Source organism: Acidobacteriota bacterium, from assembly GCA_016716715.1.
GTDB lineage: Bacteria > Acidobacteriota > Thermoanaerobaculia > UBA5066 > UBA5066 > Fen-183.
Genome location: JADJVE010000006.1, coordinates 53,484 through 70,687 on the forward strand (window position 1 = coordinate 53,484; position 17,204 = coordinate 70,687).

The window sequence follows — 17,204 nt, forward strand, 5'->3', positions numbered from 1 at the left end:
GACCTAAACTGGCGCGCGACATGCGCGCTCCCGCCGCGGCCCATCCCCCTGACGAGACGGGCCGCGGCTGGACCGTCGCCGTCTTCGCGGCTGCCGTCCTCGTCCGCGCCCTCGCCGCCTGGCCGACCGGGAAGTTTCCGGCCGACCCGGACGCGCTCCTGCCGGGGATGCGCACGCTCGACATCCTGCAGGGCCGCTTCCACGTCTTCCACACCTACGTGCGCTTCGGTTGCGTCGAGAGCTACCTTCACGCTCCGTTCGTCGCGCTGCTGGGCCCCACGCGTGTCGCGGTCACGTTCGCACCGGTGATCGAGGGTCTCCTTGCGGTCGCCTGCCTGTGGGCGATAGCGCGCCGCGTCCTGCCGCATCCGGCGGCGCTCCTCGCGACGCTCTTCTTCGCCGTGCCCGCGGCCCGCTTCTTCGGCGCGACCCGCCTGCCCACGGGCTACGCCACCGTCCTCGCGTGCGGCGTCGCGATTCTCGCTCTCGCGGCCGTGTGGGCCGAGCGCCCGCGCGCAGTCACGGCGGCCGCGCTCGGCCTGGCCGCCGGCCTCGGCCTGTGGTGCTCAATCCTGACGCTGAGCTGCACGGCGGCGGCAGCGCTCTGGCTCGCGCTCGCAGCCCGCCGCCTCCCGCTCCGGCGCCTCCTGCTCCCGGCGGGCTCGGGGTTCGTCCTCGGCGCGCTGCCGTGGCTCGCCTTCAACGCGACGCACGCGTTCGCGTCGCTGCGTGACAACTACGGCACCACCCCGACGCGCAGCATCGCGGCCGCTTTCGCGAACTTCTTCTACGGCCTGACGGGCGGCTTCGTCGAGCTCGTCGGCGGCCCCGCCTCGGGCGGCGCGATTCCGCCGCTCGCGGCCCTCGCCGTCGCGTTCCACGCCGGCGCGGTCGTGTGGTTCGTCGCGAACGGCCTGCGCGGGAAGTACGGGAGCGCGTGGGCGCTGCCCGCCCTCGCCGCGTTCCTGTCGCTCGTCTTCTTCAGCGTTTCGTCGGCCGGCGAGTACCACCTGGAGTCCATCCGGTTCTTCGTCCTGTGCGGGCCGCTCGTCGCGATCTCCGCCGGCACCCTTGCGTGGGCCGTCTGGCGGCGCGCCCGACCCGCCGGCGTCCTCGTCGCATCCGGGCTCGTCGTCTGGCATCTGGCGGGCTACGAGATGCCGTGGTCGCAGGCGCGCGCGGCGCGGCTCGAGGCCGCCGCGGAGGACGCGCGCCTTCTCGCATTCCTCGACGCCGAGCGGATCGACGCCATCGTCGGCGAATACTGGTCCGTCTATTCCTTCAACTACCTCTCGGGCGGGCGCGTGCGCGCGGTCTCGGCCGACCCGCTCGTGGATTACCACGGCTACGGCAGCCGTCTCCCCGACCGCGGCGTGCGCTGGGCGCTCGTGTCGGAGCTGCCGGGAGTCGTCGAGCGCTGGTCGGCGCGAAGGGGCCCGGCCGGCACGTTGGTCCAGGTCGGGCGCTACACGGTCCTCCTGCCCGACCCGAACCCGCCCGGGGAGACGTCCGCCGAGTTCCAGCGCCGGGTCCAGCTCGCCTTCCTGCTGCCGGAGCGAATCGTGACGGCGGACACGAACGAATTTCCGCTCGCTCTGTGGCGGTGAAGGGGCCCATCCGGCGGTAAACTAGGGTGTGAAGTCCCACGTCCAAGGCGCCGTATGCGGCTGAAGCGCGTCGCGGCTCTTGCGGTCGCAGCGGTCCTGTTGTCCGCGATCGCGCTGCTCGCGGTCGGGACGCGGTCGTCCGCGCCTGCCCCGGAGCCCGGCGCCGCCTCCGGCCCTAGCCGGATCGTCATCCTCTTCGACGTCGACATGCTGCGGGCCGACCGCCTCGGGATTTACGGATACGAGCGGCCGACCTCGCCCCATCTCGACCGCGCCCTGGCCGAGGGCCTCGTCGCCGAGCACGCGATCACGAGCGCCGGCTGGACGCTGCCCGCCCACGCGTCCATGTTCTCGTCGCAACCGGTGTCAGCGCACGGGGTGCGCACGGCGCTGCAGAAGGTGCCCGCGACGGTGCCGCTTCTGGCCGAGGTTCTCTCGGAGAACGGCATCCGCTGCCTCGGCATCCAGTCGGGCGGCTACGTCGACGCGGGCTTCGGATTCTCGCGAGGCTTCGCGCGCTACCACTTCACGACGGACCGCGTCGACCGGAAGGTCCAGGGCGCTCTCCGTTACGTCGACCAGGCGGGGCCTGGCCCTCTCTTCCTCTTCCTCCACTCGGTCCAGGTCCACAACTTCCAGGCGACCGAGCGCGGCGCCCGCTCCGTCTTCGGCTCCACCGATCCGCTCGGTCCGCGATGGACCGAGCCCTTCGGCGAGCTTGTCGAGGCCCGCGCGACGTACGGCGATCCGAAGATCGCTTCCTGGCTGTCGGCCCGTTACGACGCCGCCGTCCGCGAGGTGGACGAGAGCCTCGGCGAGCTGATCGCGGGGCTCGAAGCCCGCAAGCTCTGGGACAGGACCGCGCTCGTCTTCACGTCCGACCACGGCGAAGAGCTGGGCGAGCGGCCGCTCAGGATCGCCGATTCGGCGCCCGCGCGCGGCCACACGATCCCATATCTCTACGAGGAACAAATCCGAATCCCGCTCGCGCTGCGTGCGCCGTGGCGAAAGGACCTGCGCGGCCGGATCGCGCAGCCGGTCTCCACCCTGGACGTCGCGCCGACGATCCTCGACCTCTTCGACGTCGCGATCCCGCCGGGCATGACGGGCGTGTCGCTGGGGCGCCCGCGGCCTGCGGGGCGCGTCGTCGTGTCCGAGGCCTCGCCCTACGGCACCGTCGCTCTCCTCGAGGGCAGCCACAAGGTCATCGTCCGGCCGGGCTTCCGCGCTCGGCATTGGGAGACCGGCGACTGGCTGGACCGTCTGCCCGCGCAGGAGTGCTTCGACCTTGGCCGCGACCCCGCCGAGCGCAACGGGACGGCCTGCACCGAGCCGTGGGCGCGCAAGCTCCTGGGCGAAGCCGCCCGCTACGTCGCGTCGTCGTTCCCCGGCGACTTCGTGATCCGCGCCGAGCCGCGTGGCGGCCCGTGCCGCCTCGACATGGGCTCCGCCACGGAGTCCGCGATCCGGTTCTTCGGCGCGCCGCCGGACGTCCCCGTCACGACGGCAGGCGGCACCGAGAGCGTCGACCTCGGCCGCGTGGAAGGGCCGGTGTGGATCGCGATCCAGCCGGGCGGCGACGACCGCGCGCTCTGGCTGCACGTGACGGGCTGCGGAGACGTCAAGACGGCCGCCGGAAAGAGCCTGCCTCCGGCGAGCGAGTCGAGCTGGAGCGAGTTGCTGTGGCGCGGCGAGAGGAATCTGCCGGAGGGCACCGTCGTCTTCTCCGTCGCGCCCGGGCCCCGCACCCCCCACGAGAACGCGAGCTACCCTCCCGAGCTCACGGCGCGCCTGCGCTCGCTCGGCTACGTCAGCGCGGATCGTGTCGTGCCCGCCTCCACGCGGCCGGTCGGTCCCGCCGCCGCGGAAGCGCTTCCGCCGCCGGGGAGGATCAGGATCAAGGTGGGGAGCTAGACTGAATCGTGGAATCCTGTGTCCGCCCGCTCGTGCCCGGTCCAGGACGCCGCGTTGCCGCAATACTGGTCCTCCTCGCGGCCTTCGCGGGGCTCGCGGGCCCGCGGGCTCAGGCGTCCCCGCCGCCTCCGAGGGATCGTCCGAACATCATCCTCATCGTCCTCGACACGGTGAGAGCGGATGCGCTGGGCCGGCGCGCCGGGGCACGCGCGTCGAACACGCCGTTTCTCGACGCTTGGTCGAAACACGGCCTCGCCTTCACCGGTGCGCTGAGCCCGGCCGACAGCACTCCCGGCTCGCACTTCTCCATGCTGACCGGGTACCCGGCCGGCGTCTACACGTCGGAGGCCGACCGGGCGACGGCCTCGGTCGTCCATCAGCTGAACGTTGCCGGTTACGACACGCTGGGCATCAGCGCGAACGGCTCGGTCGACCCCGCCCTGATGCACTCGATCGAGCCGTTCCAGTCGTTCGTCACCTCGCCCGCCTTTAGGCCGACCGCGCTCAGCGCCGAAGGGTGGGACACGCTGCAGCGCAACGACGCGGTGCCGCAGCCCGTGCCCCACGGTATCGAGCCCAACCTCGCCAAGGAGCTCGCCTCGGCCGAGACGATCAACGAGCGACTCACCGAGCTGCTCTCTGTCTGCCGCCCTCCAAACGGCTTCCGGCGCCCCGTATTCCTGTTTCTCAACTTCGTCGACGCGCACGACCCGTACTTTCCCCCTCGATCCGCGGGGCCGCCCGATTCGGATCTCGCCTCGCGCTGGCCGCTGACCGGAGACCTCCGGCGCGGAAGGCCGGAGGTCCGGCCCCAGCCGGCAGAGTCGGGTGAAGTCCCTTCGCGCGAGAACGTCCCGCGCTGGCGTCGCGCCACCGACCTCGCGCCGCGGGATCTCGAGTTCCTCCGGTCGCTCTACGATGGAGAGGTTCGATCCCTCGATACGCGGCTCGCGGCCACGATGAAAATCCTCGCTGCTGCCGGCCTGCTCGAGCGCGCGATCGTCGTTGTGACGTCCGACCACGGGGAGGCGTTCGGGGAACAGGGCTACCTCGCCCACGCACTTGAGCAGCACGGTATCCATGTCCCGGAGCTTTACCAGGTGCCCCTGCTCCTGCGCGGCTACGGCGTCACGCTGGCGCCGACGAAAGGCCTCAGGGAGAGATTCAGCACGGCTTCACTCGCGGACTCGTTCCGGTCCTGGGCCGGCCTGACGCGGGGCGTCGGACCCGAGCTGGACCCGATTGCCGTCCTCTCGTCCGCACGCCGGAAGCGGCTCGATGCGCCGAAGGCCGTGGTGGCCGCCCCCGAGTCCACTGCCGCGAAACCCCGCGCGCCCGAGACCGCAGAGGAACGCGCACGTGACGAGGAACTCGCGAGACGCCTGCGCTCGCTCGGCTACCTCAAGTAGAGAGCCGCTTCTCAATGCCGCGCCGTGCGCCACGCAGCCCGCGTCCCCACAGCCGCGCCGGATTTCGCCGCAGGAATTCCAGGATTGCCGGCGGGTAAGCCCGCCACGGCACCGGGTGAGGGTCCGATGCCTGACTGCGTCCGTCGGTGAGGTGGTCCCACTTCGCGACGCACCACCATAGGGAGACGTACCCGGTGCGGCGATTCACGAGATCCATGATCTCGTCCAGCGCGCGACTCCAGCCCGCGACCGTCTTCGCGTCCGCGTGCATCCGGCAGCCCGCCAGCTCGCGGTCGAGAAAGCGCGTGCTCGACGCCGGGTACGTGGCCGCGATGCGCAGCCAGTAGTCGTAGTCCATCGTGTGGTGGAGCGACGTGTCGAAGGGGCCGATTTCCTCCCACACCTTCCGCCGGAAGAACGCGGCCGGCTGGGCGATGAAGCAGGCGTCGGCGAGGCGCTCGATCGCGTCCGTTCGTGCCAGATAGGGAGACACGACGTTCCCCGCCTCGTCTAGATAACTCGCCCGCCCCCACACGAAGACGAGATCCGGGTCGGACGCGAAGGCCTCGCCGACGGCGGCGAGCGCGCCCGGGCGCAGGACGTCGTCGCTGTTGAGGTACCCGATCACCTCGCCCGTCGCGCGCGAGAGGCCCTTGTTGATGGCGTCCGCCTGCCCTGCGTCCTTCTCCGAGATGAAGGGCACGCGTCCCTCGTACTCCTTCAGGACGCCGAGTGTCGAATCCGTCGAGCCGCCGTCCTGCACGCGGTAGTCCAGGTTCGGATAGCTCTGAGAGAGGACGCTCTCGATCGTGGCTCGGATGAATTTCCCCTGATTCAGAGATGGGGTCACGAGAGAGATCTTCGGGAGAGGGGTGCTCATCGGGAGACGCCGTTTTCGGATCTCTTAGAAGGTGAAGAGGGGAAGAGAAGGCGGATTCGAAGGAAATTCATGAGGAGGACGAGGGTTCGCAGGGCCAGCGAGAGGGGCCAGAGGATTCTCGGTCCATGGCGTCTCCAGATCTCCGCGTGCGCCGAGAGCGAAAGGTTGTGCTTGTCGTCCGCCATCCAGCCCGAGTAGGTTTTCCAGGACGGCGCGCCCGCCACGCGCGCGTCGTAGTCGCCCACCTCGTGGAAGAGCCGCGCCTTCGGCGCCACGAGGACGGGAAGTCCGGCTTGTTTCGCCCGCAGCGAGAAGTCGAGGTCGCCCCACGCCATTGGGAAGCGCGCCGCATCGGGCAGGCCGATGCGGTCGAAGACCTCAACGGGCACGTACGTCCCCATCCCGAACAGCCAGTCGGCTGGGAACGGCTCTTCTGGCAGCTCGGCCGCCGGCGCGCCGTGATGCAGCACGCGGATGCCGCGCCCCCACCACTCCACCGCGCCGCCCGCCGACCACACGCGCCCGGGCTCCTGTGCGTACATCACCGCGCTGCCGACCAGCGCGCCGGGGTTCGCGTCCACGGCTTCGGCGAGGCGCACGAAGTAGTCCTTCGCGCACGTGACGTCCTGGTTGAAGAAAAGCACTGCGTCGTCGCTTCCCGCGCGCGCGGCCGCGATCCCAAGGCCGATGGCACCCGTCCACCACACCGGCGACGTCGTCCGGATGATATCCACGGCGTTGAACTCGCTCGCGATCTCTTCCCCGCCGGCCTCGCCGGTGTCGTCCACGTAGAGGATGCGCCGGAAGCCAGCGTCCAGGAGCGAGCGGATCGCCCGGCGCGACGCGTCCACGCGCCGGAACGCGGGGACGATTACGGCCGGAGGCTTCAGGCGGCTTCCCCGCGCCCGTCGAGCGCCGCGATCTCGGCGTCCACCATGATCTTCACGAGCGCCTCGAATCCCGTCTTCGGGGCCCAGCCCAGCTCGCGCCGCGCCTTCGAGGCGTCGCCGCGCGTCTCGCTGATGTCGATCGGGCGGACGTACTTCGGGTCGAGATGGACGAACCTCGTGTGGTCGAGCCCGACCACCGCGAACGCAGCCTTGCAGAAGTCGCCCACCGAATGCGTGACGCCCGACGCGAGGACGAAGTCGTCCGCCTTCGGGGCCGCGACGACGCGGCGCATCCCGTCCACAATGTCCGGCGCGAAGCTCCAGTCGCGCTTCGGCTCGAGCGTCCCGAGGTGCAGCTCCGTCTGCTTGCCCCGCGCGATGCGCGCCGCCGCCCGTGCGATCTTGCGCGTCACGTAGTTCTCGCCGCGGCGCGGGCTCTCGTGGTTGAAGAGAATGCCCGAGCACGCGAAGAGCCCGTACGCCTGCCGGTAGATCCGCACGAGGTTGAGGGCGTACACCTTCGCCGCCGCGTACGGGTTGATCGGCCGCATCGGTGTCTTCTCGGTCTGGGGAGACTCCATCGGCTCGCCGAAGATTTCGCTCGTGGCCGCGAGGAAGAACCGGGCGTCGGGCGCGACGCTGCGGAGGGCCTCGAGCAGCCGCAGGGTGCCAAGGCCCGTCGCGTCAGCCGTGTACTCGGGCAGGTCGAAGGAGATCTTGATGTGGCTCTGACCCGCGAGGTGATAAACGACGTCGGGCTTCACCTTTCGCATCACGGACACGAGGCTGCTCGTGTCGGAAAGGTCCGCGTAGTGCAGCATGAGGCGGCCGGCTTCACGGGCCTCGAGGAGCGCCGGAAGCGCGTCGAGGCGCGTGCGCTGCAAGAGGCTGGACTGGCGGACGATGCCGTGAACCTCGTCCCCTGTCGCGAGGTGCGATTCGGTGAGGTACGAACCGTCCTGGCCGGTGATTCCCGTTACGAGGATGCGCGCCATGGGCCCGAGTTTGTGCGAAAGTAGCGCGATGTCAAAGGGGCGGAGCCAGCGGGTCTTCGTCGACCTCGCTCCCCTTTCGCCGGACGGCGGCAACGGCGGGGCGCGCCTCTTCGTCCTCGACCTCCTCCGGGAGCTTCTCTCCCGCCCCGAGCCCCACGAAATCCACCTCCTCGTGAAACCGGACGCGGAGGCCGCCGTCGCGCCCCTCGCGGCGAAGGGCGCGTTCGTGCACCGCCTTGGGCCGGGCCTCGACGTCGAGGAGCCGCGCAAGATCCTCCGCACGCGCCGGCGCCTGCACGGCTTCTTCCAGCCGCTGCTCGACCTCGCCGCGCCCGACCGGGCGTCGCTCAAACGGCTTGGCGCCGACGTGCTCCTCAGCCCGCTCGGCACCGCGGCCTTCCACGAGACGGGCCTGCCCCATGTCGTCGTCGCCTACGACTTCCAGGACCTCGTCTATCCGGAGTTCTTCGACGCCGACGAGCGCCGGCGCCGCATCGAATTCCGCGGCGACCTCCGGCGCGCCGACCGCGTCGTCGCGATCTCGCAGGCGACGAAGCTCATGGCCGTCGAGCGCGTGCACGTGAAGGCGGAACACATCTCCGTCCTGTCCCCTCTTGCCGGCCCTCCCCGCAAGGCCCTCGACCCGCGCGACGCCATCGCGCGCCTCGACGCCCTCGGCCTGTTCCGCACCGAGTACGCCGTCTACCCCGCCAACTTCTGGCCTCACAAGAACCACGAGCGTCTCCTCGCGGCGGCGGCCCGCGTCGCGCGCGAGACCCCGGACTTCGTTCTCGTCCTGTGCGGCGCGCTCGACGAGCCGCGCGAGGAGCTGCGGGCGAAGGCCGAAGCGGCCGGCCTCACCGGAGTCGTCCGCGTCCTGCCGTATCTGGACGACACGGATACGACCGCCCTTCTCGAGGGCGCCGAGCTGCTCGTCTTCCCCTCGCTCTTCGAGGGATTCGGAATCCCCGTCCTCGAGGCGATGGCGCTGAAGACGCCCGTCACCTGCTCCGATCTGCCCGCGCTGCTCGAGCTGGCGGGCGACGCCGCGCTCTTCTTCGACCCTTCGGACGACGCCGGCATCGCCCAGTCGATCCTCCGGCTCTGGACCGAGGACGAAACCCGCGACCGCCTCGTCGCGAAGGGTGCCGAGCGCGTGGAACGCTACGCGCAGATCGACGTGGCGGGCGGGTACCACGAGATCCTCGCCGCAGCCGGAAGCTGACGGCCGCCCGATACACTTCCGGAAGACCGTGCCACGCCGCATCCTGCTCCGCTCGCTCGCCCTCACCGCCATCCTCGTGGCCTGCTTCGCCCACCTCATCTGGAACGGCTGGCACGCGAAGAAGATCGTCGCCGAGAACCTGCCGCACCCCGCCCTCTCGACCGGCAAGCGCGACATCGACCTCTGGCATCCCACGGCGAGCCCCGGCCACGTCTACGATTTCACCTGGGCGTGGCCCGAGGACAAGCCATGGAAAGTGCCCGAGGGCTCGCGGCTCGAGGTCCAGCTCGCCTCGGGCGGGCGGACCCGCCTTCTCGTCGTCCTCCCCGGGCACCCCTCCGAGAGCCCAACCTGGTGGGACGTCCTTCGCCGCCGGCACCGGCTCCAGATCGTCGGCGACCGCGAGTGGGTCGACCTTGGCCCGCTGCCGGCCGAAGGGACGAAGTTCGAGATGCAGGTTTACGGCCTCCTGCCGGGCCCGTTTGGCTTCGCCGAGCCGCACGCCGCCGGGACCGGGCACTTCGATGCCTTCTTCATCCGCCGGCCCGATTCTGCGCGCGCGCGGCCGTCACGCACGATCGTCCGCTACCGCTTCCGTGTCGCGGACCCGGTCCCCGCGGGCGAGACGCTCACACGCTTCTTCTTCTTCATTTCGTGCAGCAGCGTTCTGCAGGTCACCGGAATCGTCGCGCTCGTCCTGCTCTTCGCCGGCTGGTTGTGGCTGTGGGAGGGGAGGTTTGCGCGGGCCGTCGCGGCAGTCGTACCGGCTGTCACGCTGCTTCACGCGTGCGGACTCGCACCGTTCCAGGGAGCTGACGAAGCTACGCATGCGGGAACCGTCGAGGCCGTCGTCTGGAATCCCGGGCTCTTCGCGGAGCCTTCCCGCTATCCGAGGTCGCTGGAGCGCCTCTACGACGCCATCGGGTACGAGAGTTGGGTTGGATACCCGGACGTTCCGGTTTCCGTCGACTCGCCCGCGCGCCGCGCGCTCGTGCGAGATGTCTCGAATCTCCGGCTGGATGCGGAGGCCATACAGCCAGGGCGAGTGTTGTACGACGCGTCCATCATCAACCCGCGCACCCGCGCCCCGCTCTACTACAACGCGTTCCGGATTCCGGGGCCGCTCCTTCGAAGGATGAGCGTCCTGAACCGGCTGGAGGCGTACGTCGTCCTGTCCGCCGCGGCATCCCTGCTCATCTTCTGCCTTGGCGCCCTGCTCCTCGCGCGATCGGGAGCATCGGCTTCGATCCTGCTAGCCTACGGCCTCGTCGCACTCTGGCCGTATTCGGTGGGCGTCGTCGCGAGCTGCTCGAACTACTCGCTCGCAATCGGCATCGGACAGTTCCTTGCGGCATGCCTCGTCGCCGGAGTCTTGGCCCATTCGCGGCGTTCGCGGCTTCTCGCGTCGGCGCTGTTCCTGTCGGTGAGCTTGTTCGGGATCGGGGTGTGGGACGACTTCGTCTTCTTCGCCGTCCCGGCCGCCGTCGTCCTGACGATCCTCGCCGCGCATGCCGTCACCCGATTGCCGGCCGGATCCGGCCGGAGGATGGCGATGGGCGCCCTGACGGTCGCCGCCACGCTCGCCACCGGAACGATCGTGTTCGCGCTCGCGACGGGCCGCATCCGGAACGCGATCTCCAGCTTCGGCACCCGGCTTCCGAAGGAACTCGGCGGGTTCGAGGATCCCTCGTTGTGGCTCCTGCTCGCCGCGGCCGCCGCCCCCTTGGTCGTGAGCCTCATGCTGGCCCTCGCCATCGTGCGCGCCGACGGCATGTCGGAGACGGGACGCGAACGGGCGGCCTGGGCCCGATCGGCAGGTCTCATCGCGCTCTTCGTCGTGATGTTCGTCCTCAAGCCGTGGTCCGCGATACCGTTCGAGGCGACACGGTTCGACTACCCCGACGAGGTCGCCGCGCACTGGTCCGCCTTCTGGTCGAACAACTTCGCGTTCGACCAGGACGTGCTCTCGTGGAAGATGTACTGGGGCGTCTTCGGGTACGCCGACGTGTCGTACCCCGACGCTCTCTACGCGTTCGCGCGATGGGGTTGCGTCGCGCTCTTCCTCGCACTTCCCCTCCTGAGCTGGCGGTTCACGCACCGAAGCCCGGGCCGCTCTTCTCTTCTTCTCGTCGCCGTCGGATACGCCCTGACCGCGTGCGTCGTCACGAACTCGCTCCGCTACTTCCAGCCGACGAACCCGTTTGGACGTTTCATCCTGCCGGCGCTCCCCCTCGTTGCGCTTCCTCTCCTCGCCCGCATAGCCGGCGAGGAACGGGAACGGGCGTTCGGCGTGGCGATGGGAGCCTTCGTGGCGCTCCACGCGTGGACCGCGATTGCCCTGACGGGTTCGAGGTACACAGTCGGGCAGTGATTACGCGCGAGATCGCGCATTCGGAGCCACAACAGGCGAGGGGAACCCGGGGCCGGTCCCGAGCTGACTGTCGGGGATGAGCTCCACGAGAGCCCGGCGGATGCCGTCCTGGGAGCCGATCTCGGCCTGCCGAGCGAGCTTCTGAACCGCTCGCTCGAGAACGTCAGACGGGACGGCCGAAATCTTGCCAACGAGGATCTTCGCCTTGTGCGTCGGGGAGACGTTCTCTTCTTCCGTCCCGACCTCCTCGAAGAGCTTCTCACCCGGCCGCACGCCCGTGAACGAAATCTCGATGTCCTCGCCGGGCTTGAGCCCCGACAGCAGAATCATGTCGCGCGCAAGGTCCACGATGCGAACCGGCTCCCCCATGTCGAGCACGAAGATCTCGCCGCCCTTGCCGATCGCGGCGGCCTGCAGGACCAACTGGCTCGCCTCGGGAATCGTCATGAAGTAACGCACCATCTCGGGATGCGTGACCGTGACCGGGCCGCCGGCCTGTATCTGTTCGCGGAAGATCGGGATGACCGAGCCCGCCGAGCCCAGGACGTTTCCGAAACGCACCGCGATGAACTGCGTCCGGTAGCGGCCGTCGAGATCCTGGACGACCATCTCGGCGACGCGCTTCGTCGCGCCCATCAGCGACGTGGGCCGCACCGCCTTGTCGGTCGAGATCATCACAAATCGGTCGACTCCGTACTCGCCAGCGAGGGTGCCGAGGCACTGCGTCCCGAGCACATTGTTCCGGACGGCCTCGGCCGGGTTGGTCTCCATGAGAGGCACGTGCTTATGGGCGGCCGCGTGAATGACGAGCTGGGGGCGGTGCTCCTCGAAGACGCGCCGCATCCCGACCTCGTCACCGACGTCCACGACGACGGCGACCGGCTGCGCATCCGGCCAGCGGCGCCGGATCTCGCGATCCACGTCGAAGAGGGCGAACTCGGCCCTCTCGACGAGAAGAAGCCGGCGGGGCCCCAGCCGCGCCACCTGCCGCGCGAGCTCCGAGCCGATCGAGCCACCGGCGCCCGTGATCATGACGACGGACCCCACGAGGAAGCGCCGGAGCTCGTCCTCGTCGAGCTTGACCGGATCGCGTCCCAGCAAGTCCTCGATCTGAACGTCCCGGATGCCGCTCACCTCGACATTGCCCTGCAGGATCTCCCAGATCCCGGGCATGATCCGCACGCGCACGGGAATCTCCTCGCAGATCCGCACCAGCCGCCGGATGTCCCTGCGCGGAGCCTGCACGATCGTGATGACGACCTCGTCGATTGAGAGGTGGCGGACCAGCCCTTCGAGCTCGGCGGTCGTTCCGAGGACACGCACGCCCTGGATGATCGAGTCCTGCTTGGCTGGATCGTCGTCGATGAATCCCCTGACGCTCAGCTCGGCGTCCCCGCGGCCCAGAATCTCGCGCAGCGCAAGAACACCAGCGCGGCCGGCGCCCACGAGAAGGACGCGCTTCTTCTCGGCATCGGACGCGCGGAGTCCGCGCTCCCAGCGCTCCCACGTGAAGCGGCGCAGGACGCGAAGGGCGAGCACGCCCCCGAACCCCAGGAGCGTGTCCATCACGATGATCGACAGCGGAACGCGGTAGTCCTGCAGGGTCTCGGGCAGCGCGAGGCGCAGAACGACGAGCGGGAGTGTGGCCGCGAACGCGGCGCGGGCGAACACGAAGCTCTCCGCAAGCCCGACGTACCGCCAAATGAACGAGTAGGCGCCGAATGCCGACAGTGCCGCAAACTGAAGCAAGACGACGAGCGGCATCTGCGTGAGGGCGTGCCCGAATGCAGCCGGCGGGACGCGGAAGTCGAAACGGATCGCGTATGCAACGAGGAAGGCGCCCGAGAGAACGGAGACGTCCAGCAGGTACTGCACCGGGCGGCTCTTGAGCCGCGACCAGATCTGGAACACGCTGCGCTGCGGAGCGGGCAAGGACGGTCTCCTGCGCGATCGACTGCGGACCCTTCTCAGGTCAGTGTTCCGGCCTCGCTCCATCTCACGAAATTCTACCGGCACGAGGATTTGGCTGCTGCGTTCGGCCCGGCGACAATGCCCCGGATGACGGCGCTCGCGGTTTCTCCGCTCCTCGCATTTGCCGCCGCGGCCGCCTCGGCGTTCTTTCTCGCGCGGACCCGGGCTCCGTTCCTCCCCGAAGACACGCCGAACGCACGCTCCCTGCACACGCGCGCCACGCCGCGCTCCGGCGGGCTGGCCGTCCTCATCGGGCTCGCCGCCGCGGCCGCCTCGTGGGGAGAGCTCCCGCGCGGATCCGCGGCCTGGGCGGCCGCGGCGACGGCGCTCGTCGCGATCACCTCCTTCGCGGATGACCGAAAGGAACTGCCGCCCGCGATCCGGCTCGCGCTGCACTCAGCCGCGGCCGCCGCGGTCGTATGGGGCGCCGGTCTTTCGGTTCCGGAGGTCTGGCTGCCCGGTTTCGGGGCCACCGGCACCGGCCGCGCGGCGGGTGTCCTCTCTTTTCTCGGCCTCCTGTGGATGACGAACCTCTACAACTTCATGGACGGGATGGACGGGTTCGCGGGGAGCATGACCGCCATCGGCGGATCGTTCCTCGGCCTCGCGCTGCTCGAGCACGACGCCCCCGGCCCGGCGCGCCTCTCGTTCGCGCTTGCCGGCGCTGCGGCGGGGTTCCTCACGCAGAACTGGCCGCCCGCTCGTCTCTTCCTCGGCGACGTGGGAGCGGTGACGATCGGATTCGTCGTGGGCATCCTGACGCTTGCGGGGGCCTCGCGCGGCCGCCTTGATCCCGCCGTGCCATTGCTCGTGTTCGCTCCGTTCGTTCTCGACGCGACGCTCACGCTCGCGGGGCGCGTCGCACGCGGCGCACGCGTCTGGGAAGCGCACCGCATGCACGGCTACCAGCGCCTCGTCCTCGCGGGCTGGGGGCACCGTCGGACGCTGCTCCTCGAGATCGTTCTCATGCTCTTGAGCGGCTCGGCGGCGCTCGCGTGGGCCGACGCGACCGCGGACGGACGTGCAGTAATCCTGGCTGCGGTCGCGGCCTCAGCCGTGGTCCTGCACGCCGGCGTGCGACGCGCCGAGCGGGCCGCGGCGAGGCGCCCGGCCTAGACGTCCACGCGGTATTCGCGTCGCCAGAGCTCGAGCATCGCGAGCGCGAACAAACGGTGCTCGTTGACGAGCCCGCGCCCGCGAAGGGCGACAAGGCGGCGGACGGCCGCACGGTCGAGCAGATGCTCGCTCGCGTCCGCGAGGACCGACTCGACGAAACGCCCGAAGTCTCCGCGGAACCAGGCGCCCAGCGGCACGGAGAATCCCTGCTTTTTCGCCGCGTGCATTCCCGGAGGAAGGAGCTTCGCCGCAAGCCGCCGCGGGAGGATCTTCATCCCGGAGGCGTCCGCTCGAAGAGAATCCGGAAGCCGTCCGAAGGCGAACTCGATGATGCGCGGGTCCAGCCACGGCGCACGCACTTCCAGCGAGACGAGCATGCTCGCGCGGTCGACCTTCGCGAGGACGTCGTCCGCGAGGTAGCTCCGGAAGTCGGAGCGCGTTGCCTGTTGCAGCAGGCTCGTCCCGGCGGGCGCAAGGCCGGCGCGCCAGGCCTCGGGCTCACCCTGCGGGCCCGGCGATGGCCGGCGCAGGGGCGACGCCACGATGCCGCGCCGCGTGGCGGCGTCGAAGTAGATGTTCACGTGTGCGACCGCCGAGAGGGCGTCGCCCCCGAGCCCGATCGCGTAGTTCCGGCCGCGTGTCCCGACCGGGAGAAGCCTCGAGGCCGCCGCGGCGAGCGCGCGGCGTATGGGCCGCGGAAGGCGCCGCTTCAACGCCTCGTGCCGGCGCAGCCAGTCGTAGTGACGATATCCGCCGAACAACTCGTCCCCGCCGTCGCCCCCGAGCGCGACCGTCGCATGCCGGCGGATCGCCCGGGATACGAGGTACGTCGGAACGAGCGAGGAGTCGGCGATCGGTTCGTCGAACTGGCGGACGAGCGAGAGGATCAAATCGGTTGACGCGGGCTCCGCGACGAGCTCGGCGTGGTCCGTCCCGAAATGCTCCGCGACGCGCCGCGCCTCCGGCGCCTCGTCGTAGCGCCCGTGCCCGGGAAAGGAGATCGTGAACGTCTTCACCCGCGGAGACACGCGCGCGGCCATCGCGGTCACGAGGCTGGAGTCGATTCCGCCGCTCAACAGGATCCCCACCGGAACGTCCGCGATCATGCGGAGCTTCACGGAGTCGAGGAGAAGGCGCCCGAGCTCTGCCTCGGCCTCCTCTGCGGGCGAGTCCGGCGAGATCCCCGGCTCCGGGAGCGACCAGTACGGCCACACGCGGGCCGAGCCCGAGCGGAGGTCGAACCGCAGCGCGTGCCCCTGAGGGAGCTTCGCGTAGCCCGCGAGAAGGCTCCTCGATTCGGGCACGTAGCCGTATGCGAGAAAGAAGTCGAGCGACTCGGGATCGAGCCGGCGCGGAGCTCCGGGCGCCGCGAGGAGCGCCTTGAGCTCGGACGCGAACGCGAGCGCGCCGCCCTCGAGCCGGTAGACCAGTGGCTTCTCGCCGGCCCGGTCGCGGGCCAGGAGCAGGGCCTCGTCGCGCGGATCGAAGATGCCGAAGGCGAACATCCCGTTCAGTCGCGAGAGGCAGTCGGCGCCCCAGCGCCGGTACGCGGCGAGAAGGACCTCCGTGTCGCTGTTCGTGACGAAGCGGTCGCCGAGGGTAAGCAGCTCGTCTCGCAGCTCGCGGTAGTTGTAGATCTCCCCGTTGAAGGAGATGACGGCGCCGGTCCCGGGATCGACCATAGGCTGATGGCCGCCGGGGCCCAGGTCGATGATCGCGAGACGACGGTGCCCCAGCCCGACGCGGCGGTCCGCGGAAAACCACTCGCCGCTGTCGTCCGGCCCCCGGTGCGCCATCGCATCACGCATCGCGCGCACGGCGCCCGGGTCGACCGGCCCCAGCCTGCGGGCGCTTCCGGCGATGCCGCACATCTACAGGCGCTCCGGGCTGCCGCTGGAACGGGGGGTCATGCCCCGGTGCGGACGGCGTCCCGGAGGAACGCGGCGAAAACCCCGACCATCAGCCCGGCGAGAGTCGCGAATCCGGTGTAGAGGACCGGCCTCGGCTGGGACTGGCGGAGCGGCTCGGCCGGAGGAGCGAGTACCTGAACCTGCAGGGCCTGCCCGACGAGCCGGGAAAGGAGCGCCGGATCCTTCAGGACGCCGTCGAGAATCTGCGCGCGGACGCGCGCCTGCGCGAGCTGAGCCTTGAGCCCGGACTCCTGGATCGTCAGGAAGGCCCACGCCGGGTAAGCGGAGCGCGCGGCCTGCGGGTCGATTTTCTGTGCCTCGAGGGCTGCGGCGACAGCAGGAGACGACGCTCCCGTCCCCTGCGGCATCGTCTTCAGAAGGCCCTGAACCTCCACGAGGCTGCTCTCGGCGGCGCGCAGGTCGAGCGTCGTCTGCGAGAGTGCGGACGTCAGATTCGACGTCGCCGCCGCCGCGACGCGGTCCCGGAGATAGGCCTGTGCAACGTCGAGGAGGCGGACCGCGCGCGTACGCGCCTCGGCGGGGCTTGCGCCCCTCGCCGAGAGAGTCAGCAGCCCCTTCCTCTCGTCGAATCGGGCGCCATACGAGACGTCCGGCCGCGCGGCGTCGAGAGCGCCCGAAAGAGCGCGCGTGCCGATCTGTTGCGTGAAGGCCTGCGCGAGGCCAGGCGCCGACGGCAGGTTCGTGAGGAGCTGGGTCGTCACGAGCTGGTTGGTGACGGCCTGGCTCGACACCGACAGGCTCACGGCGGCCTCGCTCGTGAAGGTCTTCTGGGACAGAAGAGAGACCGCGAGCGCGACGGCCCCGAAGAGGACGGGCACTCCGATCACGAGGCCCGCCGATCGGCGCACGAACACCACCGCGTCACGAAGCGTCAAAGGGTCGTTCATGACCGTAG

Annotated in this window: 12 protein-coding genes; 6 read left to right on the plus strand and 6 right to left on the minus strand. The window is 70.1% G+C overall.

Annotated features, from left to right (window positions below; all coding sequences use genetic code 11):
- Positions 1-20 precede the first annotated feature (20 nt).
- Genes IPL89_10860 through IPL89_10870 form a run of 3 tightly spaced genes read left to right on the plus strand, consistent with a single transcriptional unit; the run spans position 21 to position 4,930 of the window.
- Positions 21-1,607 carry a glycosyltransferase family 39 protein gene (locus IPL89_10860; protein MBK9063676.1) on the plus strand — a complete coding sequence of 529 codons (1,587 nt, stop codon included), beginning with the start codon at positions 21-23 and terminating at the stop codon, positions 1,605-1,607.
- A 54-nt stretch (positions 1,608-1,661) separates the two neighbouring features.
- The gene (locus IPL89_10865; protein ID MBK9063677.1) at positions 1,662-3,521 is read left to right on the plus strand and encodes a sulfatase; all 1,860 of its coding nucleotides are present in this window, start codon (positions 1,662-1,664) and stop codon (positions 3,519-3,521) included.
- 8 nt (positions 3,522-3,529) lie between these two features.
- Positions 3,530-4,930, plus strand: coding sequence for a sulfatase-like hydrolase/transferase (locus tag IPL89_10870; GenBank protein ID MBK9063678.1), 1,401 nt, complete (start codon positions 3,530-3,532; stop codon positions 4,928-4,930).
- Here IPL89_10870 and IPL89_10875 read toward each other — a convergent pair.
- Genes IPL89_10875 through IPL89_10885 form a run of 3 tightly spaced genes read right to left on the minus strand, consistent with a single transcriptional unit; the run spans position 4,923 to position 7,695 of the window.
- Complete coding sequence (locus tag IPL89_10875; protein MBK9063679.1) at positions 4,923-5,810, minus strand: glycosyltransferase; 888 nt, start codon at positions 5,808-5,810, stop codon at positions 4,923-4,925. The genes IPL89_10870 and IPL89_10875 overlap by 8 nt on opposite strands.
- Positions 5,807-6,661, minus strand: coding sequence for a glycosyltransferase family 2 protein (locus IPL89_10880; protein MBK9063680.1), 855 nt, complete (start codon positions 6,659-6,661; stop codon positions 5,807-5,809). The genes IPL89_10875 and IPL89_10880 overlap by 4 nt, the downstream gene beginning before the upstream one ends.
- A 35-nt stretch (positions 6,662-6,696) precedes the next feature.
- Positions 6,697-7,695 carry a GDP-mannose 4,6-dehydratase gene (locus IPL89_10885; GenBank protein MBK9063681.1) on the minus strand — a complete coding sequence of 333 codons (999 nt, stop codon included), beginning with the start codon at positions 7,693-7,695 and terminating at the stop codon, positions 6,697-6,699.
- 28 nt (positions 7,696-7,723) lie between these two features.
- On the opposite strand from IPL89_10885, the gene IPL89_10890 reads away from it, so the two are divergent.
- Both IPL89_10890 and IPL89_10895 read left to right on the plus strand, forming a co-directional pair.
- Complete coding sequence (locus IPL89_10890; GenBank protein ID MBK9063682.1) at positions 7,724-8,920, plus strand: glycosyltransferase family 4 protein; 1,197 nt, start codon at positions 7,724-7,726, stop codon at positions 8,918-8,920.
- Positions 8,921-8,948: 28 nt separating this feature from the next.
- Positions 8,949-11,291 carry a hypothetical protein gene (locus tag IPL89_10895; GenBank protein ID MBK9063683.1) on the plus strand — a complete coding sequence of 781 codons (2,343 nt, stop codon included), beginning with the start codon at positions 8,949-8,951 and terminating at the stop codon, positions 11,289-11,291.
- Here IPL89_10895 and IPL89_10900 read toward each other — a convergent pair whose 3' ends face one another.
- On the minus strand, positions 11,292-13,223 hold the full coding sequence (locus tag IPL89_10900) for a polysaccharide biosynthesis protein (GenBank protein MBK9063684.1): 1,932 nt from the start codon (positions 13,221-13,223) through the stop codon (positions 11,292-11,294).
- A gap of 126 nt (positions 13,224-13,349) precedes the next feature.
- Between IPL89_10900 and IPL89_10905 the strand changes: the two genes are divergently transcribed.
- Entirely contained in the window at positions 13,350-14,378 is a 1,029-nt protein-coding gene (locus IPL89_10905) for a glycosyl transferase (protein MBK9063685.1), read from the plus strand.
- On the opposite strand, the gene asnB is transcribed toward IPL89_10905, so the two are convergent.
- Positions 14,375-16,249 carry an asparagine synthase (glutamine-hydrolyzing) gene (asnB, locus tag IPL89_10910; protein ID MBK9063686.1) on the minus strand — a complete coding sequence of 625 codons (1,875 nt, stop codon included), beginning with the start codon at positions 16,247-16,249 and terminating at the stop codon, positions 14,375-14,377. The two genes, IPL89_10905 and asnB, sit on opposite strands and share 4 nt — an antisense overlap.
- Before the next feature lie 35 nt (positions 16,250-16,284).
- Entirely contained in the window at positions 16,285-17,196 is a 912-nt protein-coding gene (locus IPL89_10915; protein MBK9063687.1) for a lipopolysaccharide biosynthesis protein, read from the minus strand.
- Between the last annotated feature and the right edge of the window lie 8 nt (positions 17,197-17,204).

Excerpts from the sequence above, each read along its gene's own strand:
- IPL89_10905 (MBK9063685.1), top strand. The coding sequence starts at position 13,350 with ATGACGGCGCTCGCGGTTTCTCCGCTCCTCGCATTTGCCGCCGCGGCC.
- IPL89_10860 (MBK9063676.1), top strand. The coding sequence starts at position 21 with ATGCGCGCTCCCGCCGCGGCCCATCCCCCTGACGAGACGGGCCGCGGC.
- IPL89_10890 (MBK9063682.1), top strand. The coding sequence starts at position 7,724 with ATGTCAAAGGGGCGGAGCCAGCGGGTCTTCGTCGACCTCGCTCCCCTT.
- asnB (MBK9063686.1), bottom strand. The coding sequence starts at position 16,249 with ATGTGCGGCATCGCCGGAAGCGCCCGCAGGCTGGGGCCGGTCGACCCG.
- IPL89_10915 (MBK9063687.1), bottom strand. The coding sequence starts at position 17,196 with ATGAACGACCCTTTGACGCTTCGTGACGCGGTGGTGTTCGTGCGCCGA.
- IPL89_10885 (MBK9063681.1), bottom strand. The coding sequence starts at position 7,695 with ATGGCGCGCATCCTCGTAACGGGAATCACCGGCCAGGACGGTTCGTAC.
- IPL89_10875 (MBK9063679.1), bottom strand. The coding sequence starts at position 5,810 with ATGAGCACCCCTCTCCCGAAGATCTCTCTCGTGACCCCATCTCTGAAT.
- IPL89_10865 (MBK9063677.1), top strand. The coding sequence starts at position 1,662 with ATGCGGCTGAAGCGCGTCGCGGCTCTTGCGGTCGCAGCGGTCCTGTTG.